Source organism: Nonomuraea turkmeniaca (assembly GCF_005889735.1).
Taxonomy (GTDB): Bacteria; Actinomycetota; Actinomycetes; order Streptosporangiales; family Streptosporangiaceae; genus Nonomuraea; species Nonomuraea turkmeniaca.
The window spans coordinates 25364-44056 of sequence record NZ_VCKY01000069.1 but is presented as its reverse complement, the minus strand read 5'-3'; the positions used below and the strand labels follow the sequence as shown (position 1 = coordinate 44056).

Here is an 18693-nt window from a genome sequence, read left to right as displayed (position 1 = left end):
GGGGCCGGGGCGTTGCCGACGACGGCCTCCACACGCCAGGTGCCGCCGAGTACGTCGCTGAGCGCACTGGCCACCACGGCGTCCTTGCCACCGCCCGTGAAGTTCTTCATCGCGCCGACCTGGCTGAATCCCAGCGTGACCAGGTTGCCTTCCACGCCCACCACCTGGGCGTTGGTGCTCACGTTGGCCCAGACCACGATGCTGCGCTGCTTGAGCGCGGCCAGCACGGAAGGCCACTGCTGCTGCATGCCCCCCACGCCGGCAACCCCTTGGCCACCGGCAGAAGACCCTCCGCCACCGGGAGCCGCCGCGCCGCCGGCGGGCGCCTGAGCACCCCCTGCGGGCGCCTGCCCCCCGCCGCCGGATGCCTGCATGCCGCCACCAGCCGCTGGGGCCGCCGCTCCCCCACCTCCCGCAGCGGCAGCGCCAGGGCGGACAGGCTCGGGCCAGTCATCCGCACCACCCGCCGCTGCGGCGCCCTGAGCCTGAGCCGGCTGAGCACCCACAGGCGACTGAGCGCCACCGGGAGACTGGGCCCCCGCAGAGGCACCGGCGTGAGACTGGCCAACGGTGTGCGGCTGCACCACGGGACCGTCATGGGCGGCAACGGTCGCCCCAGCTCCCGGACCCGCCGACGCACCGGACGCACCGGAAGCACCGGAGGAAACCGACGCACCCGGCGTCCCCGAAGCGGCTCGGGCGGCCATCTGGGCGACGGCGCCGCCACGTTCGAGGCGTTCAAGCCGCGCCAGCAGCGCCTCCTCACCGTGCGAAGCACCAGGGAGCAGGACCCGCGCGCACATCAGCTCCAGCAACAACCGCGGCGACGTGGCCCCGCGCATCTCGGTGAGGCCGGCGTTGAAGACCTCGGCCGCCCGCGTCAGCTCGGCGGGCCCCATCGAGGACGCCTGCTGGACGAGCCGCTCCAGCTCGTCGGCGGGCCGGTCGAGGAGACCGCTGGAGGCCGCCTCGGGGACGTTCGCGAGGATCACCAGGTCGCGGAAGCGCTCGAGCAGGTCGGAGGCGAAACGGCGCGGGTCGTGACCACCCTCGATCACCCGGTTGACCGTGTGGAACACCTGGCCGCCGTCGCGGTCGGCGAACGCCTTGACGACCTCGTCCAGCAGGTCACCGTCGGTGTAGCCGAGCAGGGAGACAGCCTTGGCGTACGTGATGCCGTCCTCCTCGGCCCCGGCCAGCAGCTGGTCCAGGATGGACAGCGAGTCACGCGCGGAGCCGGCGCCGGCACGTACGACGAGGGGCAGCGCGTTCGGCTCGAAGGGCACGTTCTCGGAGGTGAGGATCTCCTCCAGCAACCCGCGGAGGGTCGCAGGCGGCATCAGCCTGAACGGGTAGTGGTGCGTACGCGACTTGATCGTGCCGATGACCTTTTCCGGCTCGGTCGTCGCGAAGATGAACTTCAGGTGCGGCGGGGGCTCCTCGACGAGCTTGAGCAGCGCGTTGAACCCTTCACGGGTCACCATGTGCGCCTCGTCGATGATGTAGATCTTGTAGCGCGCGGAGACGGGGGCGAAGAACGCCCGCTCACGCAGGTCACGCGCGTCGTCGACGCCACCGTGCGAGGCGGCGTCGATCTCGATGACGTCGAGGTGGCCGGGCCCCGTCGGGCCGAGCGCGACGCACGACTCGCAGACGCCGCAGGGATCGGGCGTGGGGCCCTGCTCACAGTTGAGAGAACGGGCCAGGATGCGCGCGCTGGAGGTCTTGCCACACCCTCGGGGGCCGCTGAACAGGTAGGCGTGATTGATCCGGCCCGTACGCAGTGCCTGTCGCAGCGGGTCTGTTACGTGCTCCTGACCCTTGACCTCGGCGAAGGTCCCGGGTCGGTACTTGCGGTAAAGCGCAAGGCTCATGCGACCATCCCGCCTGCGAGGGGGCTCCCAACGAAGAGACCCCCCGCACACCCGCCAGAGCCCGCTTATCCTTGCTGCCTTCCGGCCCTGGGGAGGTTCACAGGATGACGCCGCGCGAGGGGTCCTTGGACAGTCTAGCCGGATACGGCAGTGCTCGCTCCACGCTTGCGCCACCGATGAACCCGAAAAACGTGGTCTGCGCACGCCCGGAAGTCCGGTAAGCTCGACGGCGGAGGATTCGCCTAGTGGCCGAGGGCGCACGCTTGGAAAGCGTGTAAAGGGCAACCTTTCAGGGGTTCAAATCCCCTATCCTCCGCCAGCTCAGAAGGGGTGGACCGTGATCATGGTGCACCCCTTCTTGCTTTCCAGTCTCAGTTGGCCTCTTCGGAGGGCTCTTCCCCCTCCTCCCCCGGCTCCCAGAGCAGGCCATCAACCTGCCTCGCCACGGTGTTCCGGATGCCGTCGGTGACGTGCTGATACCGGCGTGCCATGCCGCTGCTGGACCACCCCATGATGGCCATCACGGTTCGCTCGGGAGCTCCCAGGATCAGCAGGACGGTCGCGGCGGTGTGCCGAGCGTCGTGGAGCCGACCGTCCCTCAGCCCGGCCGAAGCCAGGAGGTCTTTCCACTCGTGGTAGTCGCTGTAAGGGCTGACGGGGCGACCGACCGCAGTGGTGAAGACCCAGTCCCCCTCTTCCCAGAGCTGGCGCGCCTTGGCGCGCTCCGATTGCTGTTCCTCTCGATGCTTGCGGAGTAGGGCGACGAGCTGAGCCGGAAGCCCGATGGTGCGGCGGCCCGCGCGGGACTTGGTGTCAGCGGTCTCAGCTCTCACCTGCTTGCGTTCGGGGCAGAAGCCCGGCTTGCGTCCGCAGTTCTCGCGACAGCCGTGTTCGTACTTCGGACGCTGGCGGTTCCGTCGCAGCTTGCCCTTGTCGAGGTCCACGTCTGCCCACTTGAGTCCGAGCGCTTCGCCCTGACGGAGTCCCAGCGGAAGCGCCACTGCCCAGCGCGCGCTGTTGCGCGGCAGCTCGCCAGCGGCCGTTGTCGGCGATTGCTGCGATCATGCCGCTCACGCAATCAAGGAAGGACCGGCCATGACAGAGGCGCCCGAAGAGCTCCCCTGCTTCCCCGGCTACGAGACATTAGGTGAGATCTACTGCGTGTCCTTCGTCCGCGATCTCTCCCCAGAGGAAGTCCTCCGCCGGTTCGGCGTAGACGAGGAAAGCATGGAGGAGATGGCATTCGACGAGCTGGACTATCGCTCGGTGGAGAGCATGAGGGACGACGCGGCCGGTTACATCGGAGCCGCCCGAGTCGGCGACTGGACTGTGGTCATCGAACCGGGGGGATGGCAGATCGCCGTCGACTCCGAGACATACGCCCGGGTCTCGCGGGGGACCGGGGTCGTGTCGGTCTGCCGCCACGACTACGCCTCGGACACCTTCGCCTACATCGTCGACGGCACGCCGGTCGTCTGGTTCGACCCGATGCTCCCGGACGAGCGGTCGGGCAGTGATCCAGACCGCTTCGTCGAAAAGATGCGCGAGGTCGGACTGGATCCCAACCATGACATCAATGGGCCGGGGATCGACCACCCGATTGAACGTTCGTTCGCCCTGGCGAGCAGCATCACCGGTCTCCCCTTCTCTCCGGACATGCTGAACCTGCGGTTCCTCGGCGCAGAACCCCTTGAGGAATGACCGGCAGATCCACGCAGAAGAACCGGAATGGCGCTTCGTAGCTCTTCCTTAGCGCGCTACGCGCGGATCCAGTTCCGGCGCAGTCGCATTTCCAGTCTCAGTTCACCTCCCCGCGAAAACGGACCCACCTCGAGCCCGTTCGGATGAGAGCGTGAGGGGTGTTGAGTGTGGAGGATTGGGCTGAGATCCGCCGGCTGCTGACCGACTGGCCGGACATGCCGACCACGAGCCAGGCGCCTCGCCCTGTGACGGCGACGTAGTGGCGCAGCGGATCGTCCGCGGCCGGGCCGGTTGATCTCTCCGCACGACCCGCCCGGCCTTCGACCGTCAGCGCGAACGTGTCCAGAAGTCGTAGGGATGGCGGCCGGGCCGGAAGCCTTGGGCCTCGACCATGGCCACCGCCTCGGTGAAGCCGTACGCAAGTGCGGTCGGGCTGTGGGCGTCACTTCCGAAAGTGACCGCTTCTCCGCCTTCGTCGCGCCACCAGCGGACGATCTCCGGATGGAGTCGCCCACGTGTGTTGACCTCCAAAGCCCGGCCGCTGTCGGCGAGCACGCGCAAGGCATGGCGGAACTCGTCCTGGAAGACATTCGGATCGAACGGTTCCTCCCCGGCCGGCCAGTAGCGGATCGGATAGTCGATGTGGGCGAGCACGCCGAACGTGTCCGAGCTCATGATCAGGCGGGGTATCTCGGCCAGGTATTCCCGGATGACCTGCGCGGCTGGTCGCTGACGGAACAGGTTCGGCGGCTCGGCGAACTGCCGGCCCACCGGCAGGCAATGCAGCGAACCGAGCACCCGCTCGAACTGCCCGACATCGAGCAGCCTCGCGACATCGTCGCCGTACCAATGCGGCTCGCCCAGTTCCACCCCACTGATGATGCGAAGGCCCGGGAACTGATCGCGGCAGCGCTGTAAGCACTCCAGGTATCCGTCAAGATCGAATTTCGGCGGGACGAGCGTTCCGTTCGACGCGACGAAGACCTTGAGATGCTCGTGGTCATCGAGCTCGCCGGCGACGACCATCCAGGCCGTGAAATCCACGTGCTCGGTGAACGCGACCGCCGGCAGGCCCATCTCCACTGCCCGCGCGCAGGTCTGCTCCATGGAGCCGGCCGGCGCGTCCCAGGACCACTCGCTGTGAACGTGACCATCCGCGGGCAGCACCACGGCGTCATCCTTTCCGCCGGTATTGAGTGGCGCCCACCACTCAGGCGATCGGCTCCTTCCGCGCGGCCTCGACATGTGGTCGCCGGGCCTGCTGTTGACGTGGTGCCCAGCGTACGGCGAGCGAAGCCCCCAGGCCCGTAAGGGCGAAGGACACCTCGAAGCCCCCGGCGCCTGCCTGAACCACGGCACTCAGGAGGCGAGACGGAACTCCGCGACTTCGCTCCAGTGCTCACCGTCATCGCACACCATCAGCGACACGGCCGCTGCCGTCGCCGTCAGGGGAAGCCCGCCGGCGATCTTCGCCTCGTCGAGGCCGCTCCCGAGTGCGACGGTCAAATGCGGAACGATTTCGGCGAACGTCCCCCTGTAGGGAGGCGTTTCCGGCCACCGGGCGACGACCGCTTGCGTGAGGTTCACAAAGGCGGCCTCCGGCTCAGGCACAAGGTAGACCACTTCGGGAAACCGCCCCACCCGGCGGAAGCTCACCTCGAAGGCCGAATGCCGGGCGAACAACGCCCTCAATTCGCCGTGCGTTCCCTCATCAATGCGGCTGACGTGGAGGAACGGCGCCAGCACGGTGACATGAGCCGGCACGCCGATCTCGCGCTGCCGCCAGCGGCGGACCAAAGGCTCGGCTTCCGGCACGCCGACGATCAGCGCGGTCTCTCCTTCTTCGAAGCGCATGCTTGCCACGTGTACTCCTTGATTGGCGAAGGTCATCGTGCACCGGTGGGACGAAGTGTGCCGAGGCAACCGGGATCCGCACGGTTTCGGTTCGTGATCACGTCGGGCCGAGTGGCATATCCCTTGTGCCTTTCCCGTACATGACCATGCGGCGCGCTCCTAGGCTCGGCGCGTCAATCGCTGTCCCTGAAAGGGAAGCTCGTATGTCCGAGCCTTACAGCATCGAGGCGATGCCGCAGTCGGTCTCCGTCGCCCGGGTCTGCATGTGGATCCAGACGGGCTTGGGGCTGATCGGTCTGCTCCTGCTGTTCATACTGCTGGGGAGCGCGCCGTCGGGTGCCATCGGAGGCGCCCTGTTGCTCGCTCTCTCCATCCCGCTCGCCACGATCCTGCTGATCGGGTTCGTGGCGAGCAGGATCGGCTCGCGCCGCGGCTGGGTGCGTACTGCCGGGCTGGTCATCGAGTTCCTGCTGATCCTGTTGGGGATCTGGGAGGTGTTCGGCGGCGTCAGTCTCGGGAACGTGCTGGGCGTGCTGCTTGCCGCAGCGGTGTTCGGGCAGTTGTGCAGGTCTTCGTCGGCGATGTGGTTCGACCGGTGAGCTGGGCGGGCTCCTGGCCTCCCTGTGGCGGCCAGGAGCCCGCTCAGGCGCTCACCAGTGCCTTGGAACGGTCGGTCGCCATGTGGATGGCGAAGCCGCCGAGCACCGTACCCATGACGTAGCGCTGGATCCGCAGCCAGAGCGGGCGCCCGGCCAGGAAGGCCGCCAGGCCGCCCGCCGAGATCGCGATCAGGCCGTTGACCGTGGTGGCGACGACGATCTGGACCGATCCGAGCGCCAGGCTCTGCAGCAGCACGTGGCCCATGGCCGGGTCGATGAACTGCGGGAGCAGCGACAGGTACAGGATGGCGATCTTCGGGTTCAGCAGGCAGGTCAGCAGGCCCATCGAGAAGAGCTTGGCCGGGCGCTCGACAGGGAGGTCGCGCGGCTGGAAGGCGGACGCGCCGCCCGGCTTGACGGCGTTCCAGGCCAGCCAGAGGAGGTAGGCGGCGCCGGCCAGTTTGAGTGCTGTGTACGCGGCCGGCACGTATGCGAAGACGGCTGTCAGGCCCAGGCACGTCGCGGTGAGGTAGACGGTGAAGCCGAGGAAGACGCCCGTGAGGGAGATCAGGCCGGCTTTGCGGCCTTGGGCGATCGAGCGTGAGATCAGATAGATCATGTTCGGGCCGGGGGTAAGGACCATTCCCAGCGAAACCAGCGCGATTCCGATCAAGGCACCCGTCATGTCGGCAGATTAGCTGATATGTGCGATATGGCCCTGAGAGACCCCGGGTTGGCCGCTCCCGCAGCACCTTGAGTAGCACGGTGCGTATTGGATCCGCTACGGGGGAGGTAGTGCCTCGGGGGGAGACATGCAGTTCGACGACGATGCGCAGCTCGACCCGTCGCAGGTCGAGGACGTACGAGCCGGGGGCCCGCAGCGAGGCAGGGGCGGTGGTGGCATGCCGGGCGGCTGCATGCTGCCGATCGGCGGCCGGGGCGGCGGCTGCCTGCTGCTGCTCCTGGGGGTGGCCGCGCTGTTCCTGTTCGGGGTCGTCCCTACGCCGTTCACCGGCGACGAGGGCGGTCAGCAGGGAGGCGGCCGGCTGCCCAGCGCCCCGCCGCAGCTGACCCCGAGCGGCAACCTGGCCGAGCGCTGCCGCACCGGCGCCGACGCCGACCAGTCGGAGGACTGCCGGATCGTGGGCACGGTCAACAGCATCCAGGCCTACTGGCGGCAGGAGTTCGAGGAACTCGGGCAGAAGCCGTACTCACCGGCCAAGACCGTGCTGTTCTCGCAGGCGGTCAGCACCGGTTGCGGCGCGGCCGACTCCGCCGTCGGGCCCTTCTACTGTCCCGGCGATCGTAAGGTCTACCTCGATCTGACCTTCTTCGGTACGCTCCAGCGCGACTTCGGCGCCGAGGGCGGCCCGTTCGCCCAGGCGTACGTGGTGGCCCACGAGTACGGACACCACGTGCAGAACCTCCTCGGCACCATGAACAAGGTCGCAAGGAACACCAGACCCGGCGCCGACAGCCCGTCCGTACGGCTCGAACTGCAGGCGGACTGCTACGCCGGCGTCTGGGCGCACAACGCGGTCAAGACCGGCTTCTACCGGGACCCGTTCTCCCAGCGCGACATCGACGAGGCGCTCAGCGCGGCCGCGGCGGTCGGCGACGACAGCATCCAGCGCCGCTCCCAGGGCCGCGTCACCCCTGACGCCTTCACGCACGGCACCTCACGCCAGCGCGAGAAGTGGTTCAGCACCGGGTACGAGACCGGCGACCCCACGCGGTGCGACACGTTCTCAGGAAGCATCTAGGCGGCCCTTTGGGGCAGTGGTCCTTGCGGGCGCCCCGGAAGGAAACGTCAGCGATGGACTTCAGAGACCAGGTCGACCTCGATCCCTCGCAGGTGGAGGACGCCGGCGGAGGCGGCCGGAGCTCCGGCGGCGGTTTTCCAGGTGGCGTGGTCATAGGTGGCGGCGGCATCGTCAGCCTGATCATGCTCGTGCTGGTCTTCGTGCTGAACAACGTGGGCGGCGGCACCGAGCCCGCCCAACGTCAACCTCCGTCGGACCTGGCCGACCAGTGCCAGACGGGCAAGGACGCCGACCAGTCAGAACGGTGCCGCGTGGTCGGAGTGGTCAACAGCATCCAGGACTACTGGAAGCGTGAAATTTCCGAATATCGCCCGTCCAAGACCGTGCTGTACTCCGGCAGCTTACGCACCGGCTGCGGCGCGGCCAGCTCGGCCGCCGGCCCGTTCTACTGTCCCGGCGACCAGCGCGTCTACCTCGACCTGAGCTTCTTCGACCAGCTCCACAGCGAGTTCGGCGCCAAGGGCGGCCCGTTCGCCCAGGCGTACGTGATCGCCCACGAGTACGGGCACCACGTACAGGATCTCCTAGGCCAGCTCGAGTCAGGCAGCTCGGTCCCGGTCGAGCTCCAGGCCGACTGCTACGCCGGCGTCTGGGCCCGCAACGCGGTCACCACCGGCTTCTACGAAAAGCCCTTCACCCAGGCGGAAATCGCCGAAGCCCTCGACGCGGCGGCCGCGGTCGGCGACGACAGAATCCAGCAGCGCACCCGGGGCAGAATCGATCCTGAATCGTTCAGCCACGGCTCCTCCGCGCAACGCGTAGCGGCCTTCCAGCGCGGCTACGAAAGCGGCGCGCCCGGGGACTGCGCGCAAGCCGACCTTGGCTGACGAGGCCGGATAGCGCAAGGATTCGGATTCTCTCCTAAAATCGGTGGGGTGATCTTCAAGCTTGTCGGCGACGGACGCCCTTATCCCGAACACGGTCTGACGAACCGAGAGTGGGCGCAGATTCCTCCACGGCAGGTCCGGCTCGACTCTTTGATCACTACAAAGGCCATGCTGGACCTGCACTCGCTGCTCGCCGCCGACTCCACCTTCTACGGGGATCTTTTCCCGCACGTGGTCCAGTGGCAGGGCGAGCTCTATCTGGAGGACGGTCTGCACCGCGCGCTGCGCGCGGCCCTCCACCAACGATCGATCCTGCACGCCAGGGTTCTGGAACTGCCCAACTGAGAAAGGAAAAAGGGAGCCGCGATTCGCGGCTCCCTTTGTCATGTCAACCATCAGGAGGTCTCGGGCGTCACAGCAGCACCTTTTCAACATCATTCTGGAGAATGCCGTGTCCTACCCACCGCAACCGCCTGGGCAGCAACCACCGCATGGATACGGATACGGCTACGGTCCGCCGACTCAGCCCGGCTACGGTCACCAGCCGCCGCCCCCACCGTCGCCTCCGGGGAAGGGCGGCAACCTGGGCGTGATCCTGCTGCTGGCCATCGGCCTGCCGCTGCTGCTGCTCGGCGGCTGCGGCGCGGTGTTCTTCGTGCTCACAGCCGACCAGGGCAGCGTGGCGGTACGCGAAGCGCTGGAGACGGAGGCCGACGAGGACGCGCCGACCGTGCGACTCCGTCCCGGCACCGACCCGCCGCCGAGCGCCGCACCTCAGCAGACGGCGTACTACCGGCAGCCCGAACAGACCGCCGCCGGGCAGCCCGCGCAGACCCGGCCGGAGACGGCCAAGATCGGTGACACGATCACCCTGGAGGGCCGGGATCCTGGGCTCAAGGTCGCCGTCACCGTCAACCAGCTGATCTCTCCGGGAACCGCGGTCAACGAGTTCACGAAGGCGAAGACCGGCAACCGGCTCATCGCCGTTCAGGTGACGCTCACCAGCCAGGGCGCGGCCGTCTACAGCGAGTTCCCGTCGCACGGCGCCCTGGTCATCGACGGTGAAGGCCAGCAGTACCGATCCAGCCCATGGGACGTCCGCGAAGGCCAGTCGTTCGAGGGTCAGGTCACGATGAACACCGGTGACAGCAGGAAGGGCGTGATCGTGTTCGAGGTGCCGGAGGCGGCCCAGGCGGCCACGTTCCAGTTCGCGCTCGACAGCGGCTTCGCCGAGCAGAAAGGCGAGTGGCAGTTGAGCTGACACAACGCGAGAGGACCCCCGAATCCTCGGAGGCCCTCTCGTGAACGGCGGTGGTGGTGGGATTTGAACCCACGGATGAGTTGCCCCATCACACGCTTTCGAGGCGTGCGCCCTCGGCCACTAGGCGACACCACCGCGAACGAGCTTACCGGATCCGCCGAGTGGCAAAGAACTGCTTTAGGACGGCCGAGCACCGCTCCGCCAGAACCCCCATGACGACCTCGGGCCGATGGTTCAGCCGGCGATCGCGTACGACGTCCCACAGCGACCCCACGGCTCCCCCCTTCTCGTCGATCGCCCCGTACACGATACGATCGACTCTGGCCTGCACAGCGGCACCGGCGCACATCGTGCACGGCTCCAGCGTCACCACGAGCGTGCAGCCGGTCAGCCGCCACCGCCCGAGCGCCGCGGCCGCCTGGCGGAGCGCGAGGACCTCGGCGTGGGCCGTGGGGTCGGCGGTGGATTCCCGGTCGTTGCCCGCCGCGGACAGGACCTCGCCGTCCGGCCCGAGCACCACCGCGCCCACCGGGATCTCCTCCCTGGCGGCCGCCGCGACGGCCTCCTCCAGGGCCAGGCGCATGGCCTCCTCGTGGGTCACCGGTCCGGCGGGGTCACCGCAGCCGGTCGAGCTCGTCGGCGAACGAGAGCCGCTCGGCGATCACCGACAGGATGTCGGCAGGCAACATGCCCTCTTCCATGCTGAGCTCCAGCAGCTCTTCCGAGCTCACGCCCAGGTCGCTGAGCAGCTCGAAGTCGCCGGCCGGGCGCACGCCGAGGCCGTTGCCCTCCTTGTCCGGCGCCACCCCGGCGAACTCCGCGAACAGCTCGCCCAGGTTGTCGGAGGGCACGGCGTGCACGTCGGACAGGAACACACGTGGCTCCTCCTCACCCCGGTACCGGGCGATGGCGAACCACTCGTCCTCGACCTCGACACACAGCAGGGCCAGCTCGTCGCCGGTCAGGCCCAGCGACTCCAAGACGGCGTCGCCGAGGTCGTCGACGATCTCAGCGTTACTCAGATCGACCTCCGCACCGCTCCAGCCGTCGGAGGTCCTGACGAAGGCCGCAGAGAAGGTGTTGGACGCCATGTTCCGCGCTCCAGGGGGTCAGCCGAAGACCGATTCGATGGCCCGCTCGAACGGCTCGGAGAAGCCGAGTCGCGCGGCGATGCTGGACAACACATCTTCGGGAAGCAGATCGATGTCGCCGGAGAGGATGCCCAGCTCCATCTCGTCCAACCCGAGATCGGCGAAGATCGACAGATCTCCGGCGGGGAGCACGGTCTCCTCGTCCAGGAGGATCTCGTCGAGCTCCTCCTCGTCCGGTACGGGAACGTCCAGATAGTCGAGCACCTCACGCGCGAGCGGGAAGTCCCATGAGGCGGCGATGTCGGAAAGGAAGACGCTCACCCGATCGCCCAGCACCCGCAGTGCCACGAAGAACTCGTCCCCCACGGCGACCAGGCCGATCGTGGCGCTCTCGCTGGGCTGCTGCCGCAGGGCGTGGATCAGTCCCTTCAGATCGGACGTCAGCGTGGCGGGCAGCAACTCGGCATCCCAGCGATCGTCCTCGCGATAGATCACGATGGCGAAGTCGAGCGCATCTTCGTCTGTCATCGCCATGCCCACCCGATCTCAGACCCGACAGATATCACCAGCACCCAATCGTTCCAGAACCGGCCACCAGGCGTGTGCCTCTCCGACCAAATTGTGATCAAAACCAATACCGCGAGGTGCTGCCTCTCGCCCCACAAGATAGCGTTGCCCTCCATGGAGACCCTCGTCGTTGATCATCCGCTCGTGGCGCACAAGCTGACCACGCTGCGCGATGTCCGCACCGACTCACCTACCTTCCGCAGGCTCGCGGACGAGCTGGTGACGCTGCTGGCGTACGAGGCCACCCGCGACGTGCGCGTCACCGACGTCACCGTCGAGACGCCTGTCGCGCCCGCCAGGGGCGTGCGGATGGCCAAGCCGTCCCCGCTGGTCGTGCCGATCCTGCGCGCCGGGCTCGGCATGCTCGACGGCATGACGAGGCTGCTGCCCACGGCCGAGGTGGGGTTCCTCGGCATGATCCGCAACGAGTCCACGTTGCAGGCGGAGACGTACGCCACGCGCCTGCCCGACGACCTGTCCGGTCGGCAGTGCTTCGTGGTCGACCCCATGCTGGCCACCGGAGGGACGCTGGCGGCGGCCGTGCAGTTCCTGTTCGAACGAGGCGCCGTGGACGTCACGGCCATCTGCCTGCTGGCCGCCCCGGAGGGGCTGGCCTATATGGACAAGGTGTTCGCCAACTCCGGCCGGCCGATCCGCGTGGTGACCGCCGCCCTCGACGAGCGGCTCAACGAGCGCGGCTACATCGTTCCGGGGCTCGGCGACGCGGGCGACCGCCTCTACGGCGTCGTCTGAGCCATACGTTTCCTCACTCTGTGTCGTCGCTTCGTTACATAATGTGGTTAGGTGGGTACGAAGAGACGGGAAGGCAACTTCCGCATGCGCATGGGGGAGCACGATGAGCTACATGCCCGGTGCCGAGGTGTTCTCGTGAACGAGCACATCGAGGGGGATCCGACTCCGTACGCGGAGGTCGAGGCGATGCTGCGCGAGGAGTTCGCAGGCATCCACTCCACCACCACGGTGACGCGCTGCGTCGAGGCGGCACACTACGGTGCGCTGGAGGTCACCGGCTACGCCCATCCCAGCCTTGTCGAGCGCATCGCTCGCAAGCACCTTCACGTCCTGGCCCTGGTGGCCAGCGAACGGGGCTAACAAGATCAGAACCAACCCGCTAAGACACCTTTACCCCGGCATCGGGGTGGGTAATGTATACGGCGGGTGGAGTGGGTAAGCGGCACGGAGGCGACGGTGCAGGTCAAAAAAGTCCTCACATACGGTGGTATCGCATTTGTGGCGTACTACCTCATGGCTCGACCAGCAGACGCCGCTGATGCGGTGAAGGGGGCGTTCGACACGGTGTTCAACGCGGCCGACTCACTGGCCCAATTTGTGAACAACCTCTCATGAGACTTGTGACCCACGGGGACTCTGCCCCCGCGTCGGTCAGTCGCTACCTCCTCCCCACCGAACAACAACATCTCATGGTGCGGCGGCATCCTGCCGTCTTGCTCCGCCCGGTCGCCGAGGTGTTCGCCGGCTTGATCGTCGCCGGCCTCCTCAGCAAGTTCTTCGGGGACAACCAGGGAGGCGGCACGGCGCTCGTCGTCGTGTGGTGGTTGTGGCTCCTGTTGCTGATCCGTTTTGTATGGAAAGTCGCGGAGTGGTCAGTCGATTACTTTGTGGTGACCTCGAAACGGATGTTGCTCACCACCGGCCTCATTACTCGCAAGGTCGCGATGATGCCCTTGGGCAAGGTCACTGACATGAGCTTCCAGAGAACTCTCCTTGGGCGCATGCTCGGTTACGGAGAGTTCATCCTGGAATCGGCCGGTCAGGACCAAGCTCTGTCAACAGTCGAGTACATCCCGTATCCGGAGACCTTGTACCTCGAGGTCTGCCAGATGCTTTTCCCCAGCAAGGACGACAGCGACGATTAATCTCTGGGTGGAGAATTCTTCACGCGGGGATACCAGATTCGGCTACTTCATGCAATCATTGCGTGTTGTTGACCCTTCCCCGCCTTGAGAGATGAGATGCCGAGTCAGGGAACCATCGGTGACCGCGTCCGTGGACTGCGGCTTAACAGGCGGATGTCGCAGGCCCAGCTGGCCGGGCCCGACCTGTCTGACAGTTATGTCTCGCTCATTGAGTCGGGCAAGCGCACGCCGACTCCTGTCGTGGCTCGGCTGCTGGCCGAGCGGCTCGGATGCACGACCGAGTTCCTCCTTCACGGGATCGAGCCTCGGCAGCGCATCGACACCGAGCTCGGGCTGCGGCACGCCGAGCTCGAGCTTCAGCACGGTGACCCCGCCGTCGCCGCCGACCGCTTCACGGAGATCGTGAAGGCGGCCGACGAGGAAAACGCCATGCTGACCGCGCAGGCCCGGTTCGGCCGGGCGCGTGCACTCGAGGCCCAGGGTCGGCTCGGCCAGGCGGTAGAGGCCTTCGAGCGTCTGCGCAGGGAGGCCGCGGCTCACCCCGAGCGGCTGGCCGACCTCCCGCTCACCATCGCGCTGAGCCGCTGCTACCAGCGGGCCGGCGACCGGCTGCGCGCTCGCGATCTGGCCGCGTACGCGCTGGAGCAGGCCGAGCGGCTGTCCATCACCGAGGGCGAGATCGCCGTCGACCTGGCCACCGCGCTCATCCAGGCACGCGGCGAGCATGAGCACGACTCCCCCGAGCTGACGTACGTCAAGCGGGTGCTGGACACCACCGGCGTTCCTCAGGTTATGGACCGTTCCGGAGAGATCCGCACGTTGTGGCACGCGAGTGCCGAGGCCGCCGCAGGTGAGGACTCGGCGCTGGCGGTGCGCCTGGCCGACGACGCGATCATGGCGGGTCGCGAGTCCCGGCTCGCGCTGCAGCTCGCCCGGGCCGCCGTGCATTGGTCCAGGATGGACACCGCGCCGATCGACGAGGCCGAGCGGCTCATTTCGGCCGCCTCCCAGGTCTTCGCCGGTTTCCCCGCGGCCGCGCGCGAGCACGGCGAAAGCCTGATCGTGCACGCGCGGGTCAGCCTGCGGGCCGGCGACCCCGCACGGGCCGTCCAGTTGGCCGGTGCGGCGCTGGAGCCGTCGTCCGACCAGGCGGGGACCACGGCTGCCGAAGCACGCCTCGTGCTCGCCACCGTGGCGCTCGACCAGGACCAGGACGCCTCGGCGGACCTCGCGACGGCGCACCGGACGCTGACCGCGCTGGACCGGCCGGTGTTCGGCTCGGACCGGCAGGTCGCTCGCTGCTGGCGGGAGCTGGGTGATCTTTACGGCAGGGCCGGGTCTGTGACACAGCAGACGGCCGCATATCGTAAGGCCCTCGAAGCCGCCGGAGTTCGCTCTGCCATGGCGGGAGTTACGGCTGACGTCATAGTTTCCCGCTGAACCGCCTGGGAGTTCCAGATTTGGCTTTTGAGTCTGGAATAATTAGGGTCTACCAGTCATTGACTCATAGGATGATTGGTTTCCCCGGAGGAGGCGGACTGTGAGTCTGCGTACGGCGCAGCGGGCTTCGCTCGTCGACCAGGTGATCGACCAGCTCAAAGAGCAGATCACCTCAGGGTCGTGGCAGATGAACGGCAAGATCCCGACCGAGACCGTGCTCGCCGAGCAACTTGGGGTGGGTCGCAACACCGTTCGTGAGGCCGTACGCGCGCTCACGCACGCCGGTCTGCTCGAGTGCCGTCAGGGGGACGGCACTTACGTCCGCGCGACCAGTGAGCTGTCCGGCGCCATGCTCCGGCGGCTCAAGCAGGCCGAGCAGCTGGAGATCCTCGAAGTACGCCGCGCGCTCGAGGTCGAGTCGGCGCGCCTGGCCGCCACCCGGCGCACCGACGAGGACATCGTCCGCATCGAGGCGGCGCTGGTCGAACGGGACCGCGCGTGGGAGCTGGACGACCCCGACTCCTTCGTCGAGGCCGACCTGGCCTTCCACATGGCGGTCGCGCACGCCACCCACAACCTCGTGCTGATCGACCTGTACGAGGACTTCTCTGCGGCCCTGCGTGCCAGCATCACGGCCGCGGGCACGTCGCTGAACAAGACCTACATCCCGCACGACGCGATCGCCCGCGCCATCGCGGCCGGCGACGCGGCGGCGGCGGAGCGGGCCGGCCACGCCTGCATGGAGCACATCCTCATCGCCCTCACCGACTCCTGAACCGGTCGGCGTGGTCCTTCGCGAAGTCGGCGAATGACCTGCCGGGGCGGCTCATCACCTCCGCGAACGTCGGCGTCGTGTAGTCGCCCCAGCCCTGCGCGTACGCCGTGACGTACTCCTTGGTGACCGCCGCGATCCACTCCGGCAACCCTGCCGCCAGCATCGAACGTTGTACCTCGTCCGGCGTGACCGGCTGGTACACGATCGGCGTGCCGTACACCTCTCCCAGTGCCGCGGCCGCGTCCCGCAGTGAGATGCTGGCCGGGCCCGTGAGAGTGTAGGTCTTGCCCCTGTGCGGCGCCGGATCACGCAGGACCGCGGCGGCGAAGTCGCCGATGTCGCGTACGTCGATCAGGCCCAGCCTGCCCTCGCCCGTCCCGCCGTAGAGGGTGTCGCCGTTCACCGAGCCGAAAAGGTTCTGCATGAAGAAGGCCGGGCGGATGACGGTCCAGTCGAGGCCCGAGGCCGCGAGCTCGACGTCGGACAGGGCGTGCAGGCGGCCGTTGCGGGTCGGCGCGTCATGGGCCGCCCCGATGGCCGACATGCGCACGACGTGCCCAACCCCGGCCTTCCTGGCCGCCCAGACGGCGTTCATGCTGGCGTGGGGCGCCTGCGGGCCCATCGCGGTCAGCAGCCACAACGTGTCCACGCCCTTGAACGCCTGGTCGAGCGTGGCGGGATCGTCCAAGTCACCGACCGCCACCTCCACACCCGACGGCGCCTTCGCCGCGTCACGCACCAGGACCCGCACATCGTCCGTGCCGGACAACGAGCGCAGCACGGCGGTGGAAACGGTGCCGGTGGCACCCGTGATCAGGATGGTCATCGTATGGTGGTCCCCTCTTCCATGGACACGAGCTCGTCGATCAGGTCGAAAAAGGCCCGGATGCCGGGCAGGTTGGCGCCCTTGGCGCGGGAGGCGGCGAAGTCCTCCGGTGTGCGCCACTCCACGATGTCCAGCCACTCGTCGTCGGACACGCGAACCAGCTTGGCGCTCAGGAAACCCGCCCGATCGGCTTGGAAGTCCGCGATCATCGCCGGGCGTGCCGCCAGGAGCCGGTCGGCACGGTCCGGCGCGACGCGGAACCTGGTGAGTTCCACCGTTGTCGTCATGCCATGGACACTATAGTAATGGTTAGTGACGGTCAAGATTAGTGACTAATTGGAGAGTGTGAGGGTGCGCAGGAGCCAGCGCAAGCAGGAGGAGCCCGATCTCGGCATCCTGTCCAGCCGGACCCTTTTCAGCCTGCAGCGGGAGCTGTTCACCAGGCTGAGCCAGCAGGGGCATCCGCGGCTGCGGCCGCGGCACGGTGCGGTGATGGCGTACCTGGACGAGGAAGGCAGCAGAGCCACCGACCTGGCGGCGCAGTCCGGGCAGCACAAGCAGGTGATCGGCACGCTGGTGGACGAGCTGGTGGAGCTCGGATACGTGGAACGGCGGCCGGACCCGGCCGATCGGCGGGCCAAGTTGATCGTGCCCACCGAGAAGGGGCGGGATCACATGGTCAAGTCGGACGCGATCCTCGCCGAGATGGAGGCCGAGCATGCGCGGGTGGTGGGTGAGCGGGCGTACGCCGACTTCAAGCGGGTCTTCAAGGAGGTCGCCGACCGCCAGACGGCCCAAGGCCGGGCCGGTTCGTCCACCGCGACTCCAGCGGAGTGATGGCCCGACGACGTGCCCTTATGCGGCCCGCCGCGCGGTGAACGGGCATGCTCATGCTCCAGCCGAAGCAGCGGTCACGCATGTAGGGAGGCATTGGTGCACATGCGCCGTTGCGGCGGCCGACGCTGTGCGGGTCAGATGGCGTCTCCCTGGAGGCCGTCGACCCCGTGCGGCGGGTGGTGCCTCGCTGGCTTGCCGTACAAGAAAAGGGGGGTTTATGGCTGGCGGAGGGACATGACCAGATAGCGGAAGGACGAGGCGGCGTCGCCGGGGACGTCCTGGATCAGGGCGGGCCTGGTCGGCGACTCCATGTTGATGCGGGCCAGGTCGCTCTCGAGCCCCACCAGCCCGTCCAGCAGGAACTGCGACTGGAAGGCGATCTGGATGTCCTCACCACGCAGCTCGCACTCGACCACCTCGGTCCCGCGCCCGATGTCGCCGCCGCCCGCCTGGATCAGCACCTGCCCTTGCGTGAACGACAGCCGGATCGCGGTGTTGCGCTCGGCCACCAGGGCCACCCGCTTGATCGCGTTGACGAACGGCGTCACCGGCACGTCGGCCCTGATCGACCAGTCGCTGGTCAGCCTGGCGCGGTAGTCGATGAACTGCTCGTCGAGCAGCCGCACGGTCGTGCTGCGCCCCACGCTCTCGAACCCCGCCACCCCGTCACCCATCGCGATCGACACCTCGCCACCGCGCAGCGACTTGGCCACCTCGACCAGCACCCGCGCCGGCACCATGGCGGAGACGGCCACGTCAGGACCGGCCGGACGCCAGGTGAAGTCGCGGGCGGCGATGCGGTAACGGTCGGTCGCCGCCATCGCCAAGGACTCGCCCTCGATGTCGACCCTGATGCCGGTGAGCATCGGCAGCGTGTCGTCGCGGCTGGCGGCGGGCGCCACCTGGCCGACGGCCGAGGCGAACACGCCGCCCCCGACGGCGCCGATGGCAGGGGGCATCGTGGGCAACGTCGGGAAGTCCTCGACCGGCATCGTGACGAGCCCGAACTCGGCGCTCCCGCAGGTCAGCACCGCCTCGGGACCCTCGGTGACGATCTCCACGTCCTCGGCGGGCAGGCTCCGGCTGATCTCGGCCAGCAACCGGCCGGGGATCAGCACGCTGCCCTCCTCGGCCACGTCGGCGTCGATCACGGCCCGGGCCGAGACGTCGTAGTCGAACGCGGACAGGCTCAGGCTCTCGCCCGCCTCCAGCAGGAGCCCGGACAGGACGGGCACCACAGGGCGGCTGGGCAGGACTCGGGCAGCCCACGCCACCGCGTCTGCCAGTACATCGCGGTTAACCCGGATTTTCACCTGTTAC

The 18693-nt window shown here is 67.9% G+C and carries 24 protein-coding genes, 2 tRNA genes and 1 other RNA gene; 14 read left to right on the top strand and 13 right to left on the bottom strand.

Annotated elements, in window-relative coordinates:
- Window positions 1–1874: DNA polymerase III subunit gamma and tau (locus tag ETD86_RS21485; protein ID WP_138667940.1), on the bottom strand; the 1874-nt coding region annotated here is incomplete at its 3' end.
- Window positions 1875–1905: 31 nt separating this feature from the next.
- Window positions 1906–2001: signal recognition particle sRNA small type (gene ffs, locus ETD86_RS21480), an RNA gene on the bottom strand.
- A 104-nt stretch (window positions 2002–2105) separates the two neighbouring features.
- Between ffs and ETD86_RS21475 the strand changes: the two genes are divergently transcribed.
- Window positions 2106–2193 (top strand) — tRNA-Ser (locus ETD86_RS21475).
- A gap of 52 nt (window positions 2194–2245) precedes the next feature.
- Here the strand turns inward: ETD86_RS21475 and ETD86_RS21470 are convergent.
- Window positions 2246–2818: a tyrosine-type recombinase/integrase gene (locus ETD86_RS21470; RefSeq protein WP_246148058.1), complete on the bottom strand. Its 573-nt coding sequence runs from the start codon at window positions 2816–2818 to the stop codon at window positions 2246–2248.
- 151 nt (window positions 2819–2969) lie between these two features.
- On the opposite strand from ETD86_RS21470, the gene ETD86_RS21465 reads away from it, so the two are divergent.
- Window positions 2970–3575, top strand: a complete 606-nt coding sequence (locus ETD86_RS21465) for a DUF6461 domain-containing protein (RefSeq protein WP_138667938.1) — start codon at window positions 2970–2972, stop codon at window positions 3573–3575.
- 327 nt (window positions 3576–3902) lie between these two features.
- On the opposite strand, the gene ETD86_RS21460 is transcribed toward ETD86_RS21465, so the two are convergent.
- Window positions 3903–4745 carry a PHP domain-containing protein gene (locus ETD86_RS21460; protein WP_138667937.1) on the bottom strand — a complete coding sequence of 281 codons (843 nt, stop codon included), beginning with the start codon at window positions 4743–4745 and terminating at the stop codon, window positions 3903–3905.
- A gap of 189 nt (window positions 4746–4934) precedes the next feature.
- Entirely contained in the window at window positions 4935–5429 is a 495-nt protein-coding gene (locus ETD86_RS21455) for a 2'-5' RNA ligase family protein (RefSeq protein WP_246148060.1), read from the bottom strand.
- Window positions 5430–5632: 203 nt separating this feature from the next.
- Here ETD86_RS21455 and ETD86_RS21450 point away from each other — a divergent pair, with 203 nt between their 5' ends.
- Window positions 5633–6028 (top strand): hypothetical protein, encoded by a 396-nt coding sequence (locus ETD86_RS21450; RefSeq protein ID WP_138667935.1) that lies wholly within the window; start codon window positions 5633–5635, stop codon window positions 6026–6028.
- Window positions 6029–6071: 43 nt separating this feature from the next.
- Here the strand turns inward: ETD86_RS21450 and ETD86_RS21445 are convergent, their stop codons facing one another.
- Complete coding sequence (locus tag ETD86_RS21445; RefSeq protein ID WP_138667934.1) at window positions 6072–6713, bottom strand: LysE family translocator; 642 nt, start codon at window positions 6711–6713, stop codon at window positions 6072–6074.
- A gap of 127 nt (window positions 6714–6840) precedes the next feature.
- On the opposite strand from ETD86_RS21445, the gene ypfJ (ETD86_RS21440) reads away from it, so the two are divergent.
- The 4 genes from ypfJ (ETD86_RS21440) to ETD86_RS21425 all read left to right on the top strand — a co-directional run bounded on the left by ypfJ (ETD86_RS21440) (window position 6841) and on the right by ETD86_RS21425 (window position 9939).
- Window positions 6841–7791, top strand: a complete 951-nt coding sequence (gene ypfJ, locus ETD86_RS21440; protein WP_138667933.1) for a KPN_02809 family neutral zinc metallopeptidase — start codon at window positions 6841–6843, stop codon at window positions 7789–7791.
- 53 nt (window positions 7792–7844) lie between these two features.
- Window positions 7845–8678 carry a KPN_02809 family neutral zinc metallopeptidase gene (ypfJ, locus tag ETD86_RS21435; RefSeq protein ID WP_138667932.1) on the top strand — a complete coding sequence of 278 codons (834 nt, stop codon included), beginning with the start codon at window positions 7845–7847 and terminating at the stop codon, window positions 8676–8678.
- Window positions 8679–8726: 48 nt separating this feature from the next.
- Entirely contained in the window at window positions 8727–9023 is a 297-nt protein-coding gene (locus ETD86_RS21430) for a type II toxin-antitoxin system VapB family antitoxin (RefSeq protein WP_127937745.1), read from the top strand.
- A gap of 106 nt (window positions 9024–9129) precedes the next feature.
- A complete protein-coding gene (locus ETD86_RS21425; protein WP_138667931.1) occupies window positions 9130–9939 on the top strand; it encodes a DUF4352 domain-containing protein in 810 nt (269 codons plus the stop codon).
- A gap of 48 nt (window positions 9940–9987) precedes the next feature.
- On the opposite strand, the gene ETD86_RS21420 is transcribed toward ETD86_RS21425, so the two are convergent.
- The 4 genes from ETD86_RS21420 to ETD86_RS21405 all read right to left on the bottom strand — a co-directional run bounded on the left by ETD86_RS21420 (window position 9988) and on the right by ETD86_RS21405 (window position 11564).
- A tRNA-Ser gene (locus tag ETD86_RS21420) sits at window positions 9988–10074 on the bottom strand.
- Window positions 10075–10084: 10 nt separating this feature from the next.
- A complete protein-coding gene (tadA, locus tag ETD86_RS21415) occupies window positions 10085–10540 on the bottom strand; it encodes a tRNA adenosine(34) deaminase TadA (protein WP_281286942.1) in 456 nt (151 codons plus the stop codon).
- Between the two features lie 13 nt (window positions 10541–10553).
- On the bottom strand, window positions 10554–11030 hold the full coding sequence (locus tag ETD86_RS21410) for a tRNA adenosine deaminase-associated protein (protein WP_138667930.1): 477 nt from the start codon (window positions 11028–11030) through the stop codon (window positions 10554–10556).
- Between the two features lie 18 nt (window positions 11031–11048).
- Window positions 11049–11564, bottom strand: a complete 516-nt coding sequence (locus tag ETD86_RS21405; RefSeq protein ID WP_425465649.1) for a tRNA adenosine deaminase-associated protein — start codon at window positions 11562–11564, stop codon at window positions 11049–11051.
- 147 nt (window positions 11565–11711) lie between these two features.
- Between ETD86_RS21405 and upp the strand changes: the two genes are divergently transcribed.
- The 6 genes from upp to ETD86_RS21375 all read left to right on the top strand — a co-directional run bounded on the left by upp (window position 11712) and on the right by ETD86_RS21375 (window position 15710).
- The gene (gene upp / locus ETD86_RS21400) at window positions 11712–12350 is read left to right on the top strand and encodes a uracil phosphoribosyltransferase (protein WP_138667928.1); all 639 of its coding nucleotides are present in this window, start codon (window positions 11712–11714) and stop codon (window positions 12348–12350) included.
- Between the two features lie 135 nt (window positions 12351–12485).
- On the top strand, window positions 12486–12710 hold the full coding sequence (locus ETD86_RS21395) for a hypothetical protein (RefSeq protein ID WP_138667927.1): 225 nt from the start codon (window positions 12486–12488) through the stop codon (window positions 12708–12710).
- 66 nt (window positions 12711–12776) lie between these two features.
- Complete coding sequence (locus tag ETD86_RS21390; protein ID WP_138667926.1) at window positions 12777–12965, top strand: hypothetical protein; 189 nt, start codon at window positions 12777–12779, stop codon at window positions 12963–12965.
- Entirely contained in the window at window positions 12962–13495 is a 534-nt protein-coding gene (locus ETD86_RS21385; RefSeq protein WP_138667925.1) for a PH domain-containing protein, read from the top strand. The genes ETD86_RS21390 and ETD86_RS21385 overlap by 4 nt, the downstream gene beginning before the upstream one ends.
- Window positions 13496–13591: 96 nt before the next feature.
- The gene (locus ETD86_RS21380; RefSeq protein ID WP_138667924.1) at window positions 13592–14935 is read left to right on the top strand and encodes a helix-turn-helix domain-containing protein; all 1344 of its coding nucleotides are present in this window, start codon (window positions 13592–13594) and stop codon (window positions 14933–14935) included.
- 100 nt (window positions 14936–15035) lie between these two features.
- Complete coding sequence (locus tag ETD86_RS21375) at window positions 15036–15710, top strand: FadR/GntR family transcriptional regulator (RefSeq protein WP_138667923.1); 675 nt, start codon at window positions 15036–15038, stop codon at window positions 15708–15710.
- Here ETD86_RS21375 and ETD86_RS21370 read toward each other — a convergent pair.
- Window positions 15697–16536: an SDR family oxidoreductase gene (locus tag ETD86_RS21370; RefSeq protein WP_138667922.1), complete on the bottom strand. Its 840-nt coding sequence runs from the start codon at window positions 16534–16536 to the stop codon at window positions 15697–15699. The genes ETD86_RS21375 and ETD86_RS21370 overlap by 14 nt on opposite strands.
- Window positions 16533–16823: an antibiotic biosynthesis monooxygenase family protein gene (locus tag ETD86_RS21365; RefSeq protein ID WP_138667921.1), complete on the bottom strand. Its 291-nt coding sequence runs from the start codon at window positions 16821–16823 to the stop codon at window positions 16533–16535. The genes ETD86_RS21370 and ETD86_RS21365 overlap by 4 nt, the downstream gene beginning before the upstream one ends.
- A gap of 64 nt (window positions 16824–16887) precedes the next feature.
- Here ETD86_RS21365 and ETD86_RS21360 point away from each other — a divergent pair, with 64 nt between their 5' ends.
- Window positions 16888–17373 (top strand): MarR family winged helix-turn-helix transcriptional regulator, encoded by a 486-nt coding sequence (locus ETD86_RS21360; protein ID WP_138667920.1) that lies wholly within the window; start codon window positions 16888–16890, stop codon window positions 17371–17373.
- Window positions 17374–17588: 215 nt separating this feature from the next.
- Here ETD86_RS21360 and dnaN read toward each other — a convergent pair whose 3' ends face one another.
- Entirely contained in the window at window positions 17589–18686 is a 1098-nt protein-coding gene (dnaN, locus tag ETD86_RS21355) for a DNA polymerase III subunit beta (RefSeq protein ID WP_138667919.1), read from the bottom strand.
- Between the last annotated feature and the right edge of the window lie 7 nt (window positions 18687–18693).

What these genes read in the sequence shown, in the direction of transcription:
- ETD86_RS21465 (WP_138667938.1), top strand. Translation starts at nt 2,970, where the DNA reads ATGACAGAGGCGCCCGAAGAGCTCCCCTGCTTCCCCGGCTACGAGACA.
- ypfJ (WP_138667932.1), top strand. Translation starts at nt 7,845, where the DNA reads ATGGACTTCAGAGACCAGGTCGACCTCGATCCCTCGCAGGTGGAGGAC.
- upp (WP_138667928.1), top strand. Translation starts at nt 11,712, where the DNA reads ATGGAGACCCTCGTCGTTGATCATCCGCTCGTGGCGCACAAGCTGACC.
- ETD86_RS21450 (WP_138667935.1), top strand. Translation starts at nt 5,633, where the DNA reads ATGTCCGAGCCTTACAGCATCGAGGCGATGCCGCAGTCGGTCTCCGTC.
- ETD86_RS21445 (WP_138667934.1), bottom strand. Translation starts at nt 6,713, where the DNA reads ATGACGGGTGCCTTGATCGGAATCGCGCTGGTTTCGCTGGGAATGGTC.
- ETD86_RS21365 (WP_138667921.1), bottom strand. Translation starts at nt 16,823, where the DNA reads ATGACGACAACGGTGGAACTCACCAGGTTCCGCGTCGCGCCGGACCGT.
- ETD86_RS21385 (WP_138667925.1), top strand. Translation starts at nt 12,962, where the DNA reads ATGAGACTTGTGACCCACGGGGACTCTGCCCCCGCGTCGGTCAGTCGC.
- ypfJ (WP_138667933.1), top strand. Translation starts at nt 6,841, where the DNA reads ATGCAGTTCGACGACGATGCGCAGCTCGACCCGTCGCAGGTCGAGGAC.
- ETD86_RS21370 (WP_138667922.1), bottom strand. Translation starts at nt 16,536, where the DNA reads ATGACCATCCTGATCACGGGTGCCACCGGCACCGTTTCCACCGCCGTG.
- ETD86_RS21455 (WP_246148060.1), bottom strand. Translation starts at nt 5,429, where the DNA reads ATGCGCTTCGAAGAAGGAGAGACCGCGCTGATCGTCGGCGTGCCGGAA.
- ETD86_RS21410 (WP_138667930.1), bottom strand. Translation starts at nt 11,030, where the DNA reads ATGGCGTCCAACACCTTCTCTGCGGCCTTCGTCAGGACCTCCGACGGC.
- ETD86_RS21405 (WP_425465649.1), bottom strand. Translation starts at nt 11,564, where the DNA reads ATGGCGATGACAGACGAAGATGCGCTCGACTTCGCCATCGTGATCTAT.
- ETD86_RS21380 (WP_138667924.1), top strand. Translation starts at nt 13,592, where the DNA reads ATGCCGAGTCAGGGAACCATCGGTGACCGCGTCCGTGGACTGCGGCTT.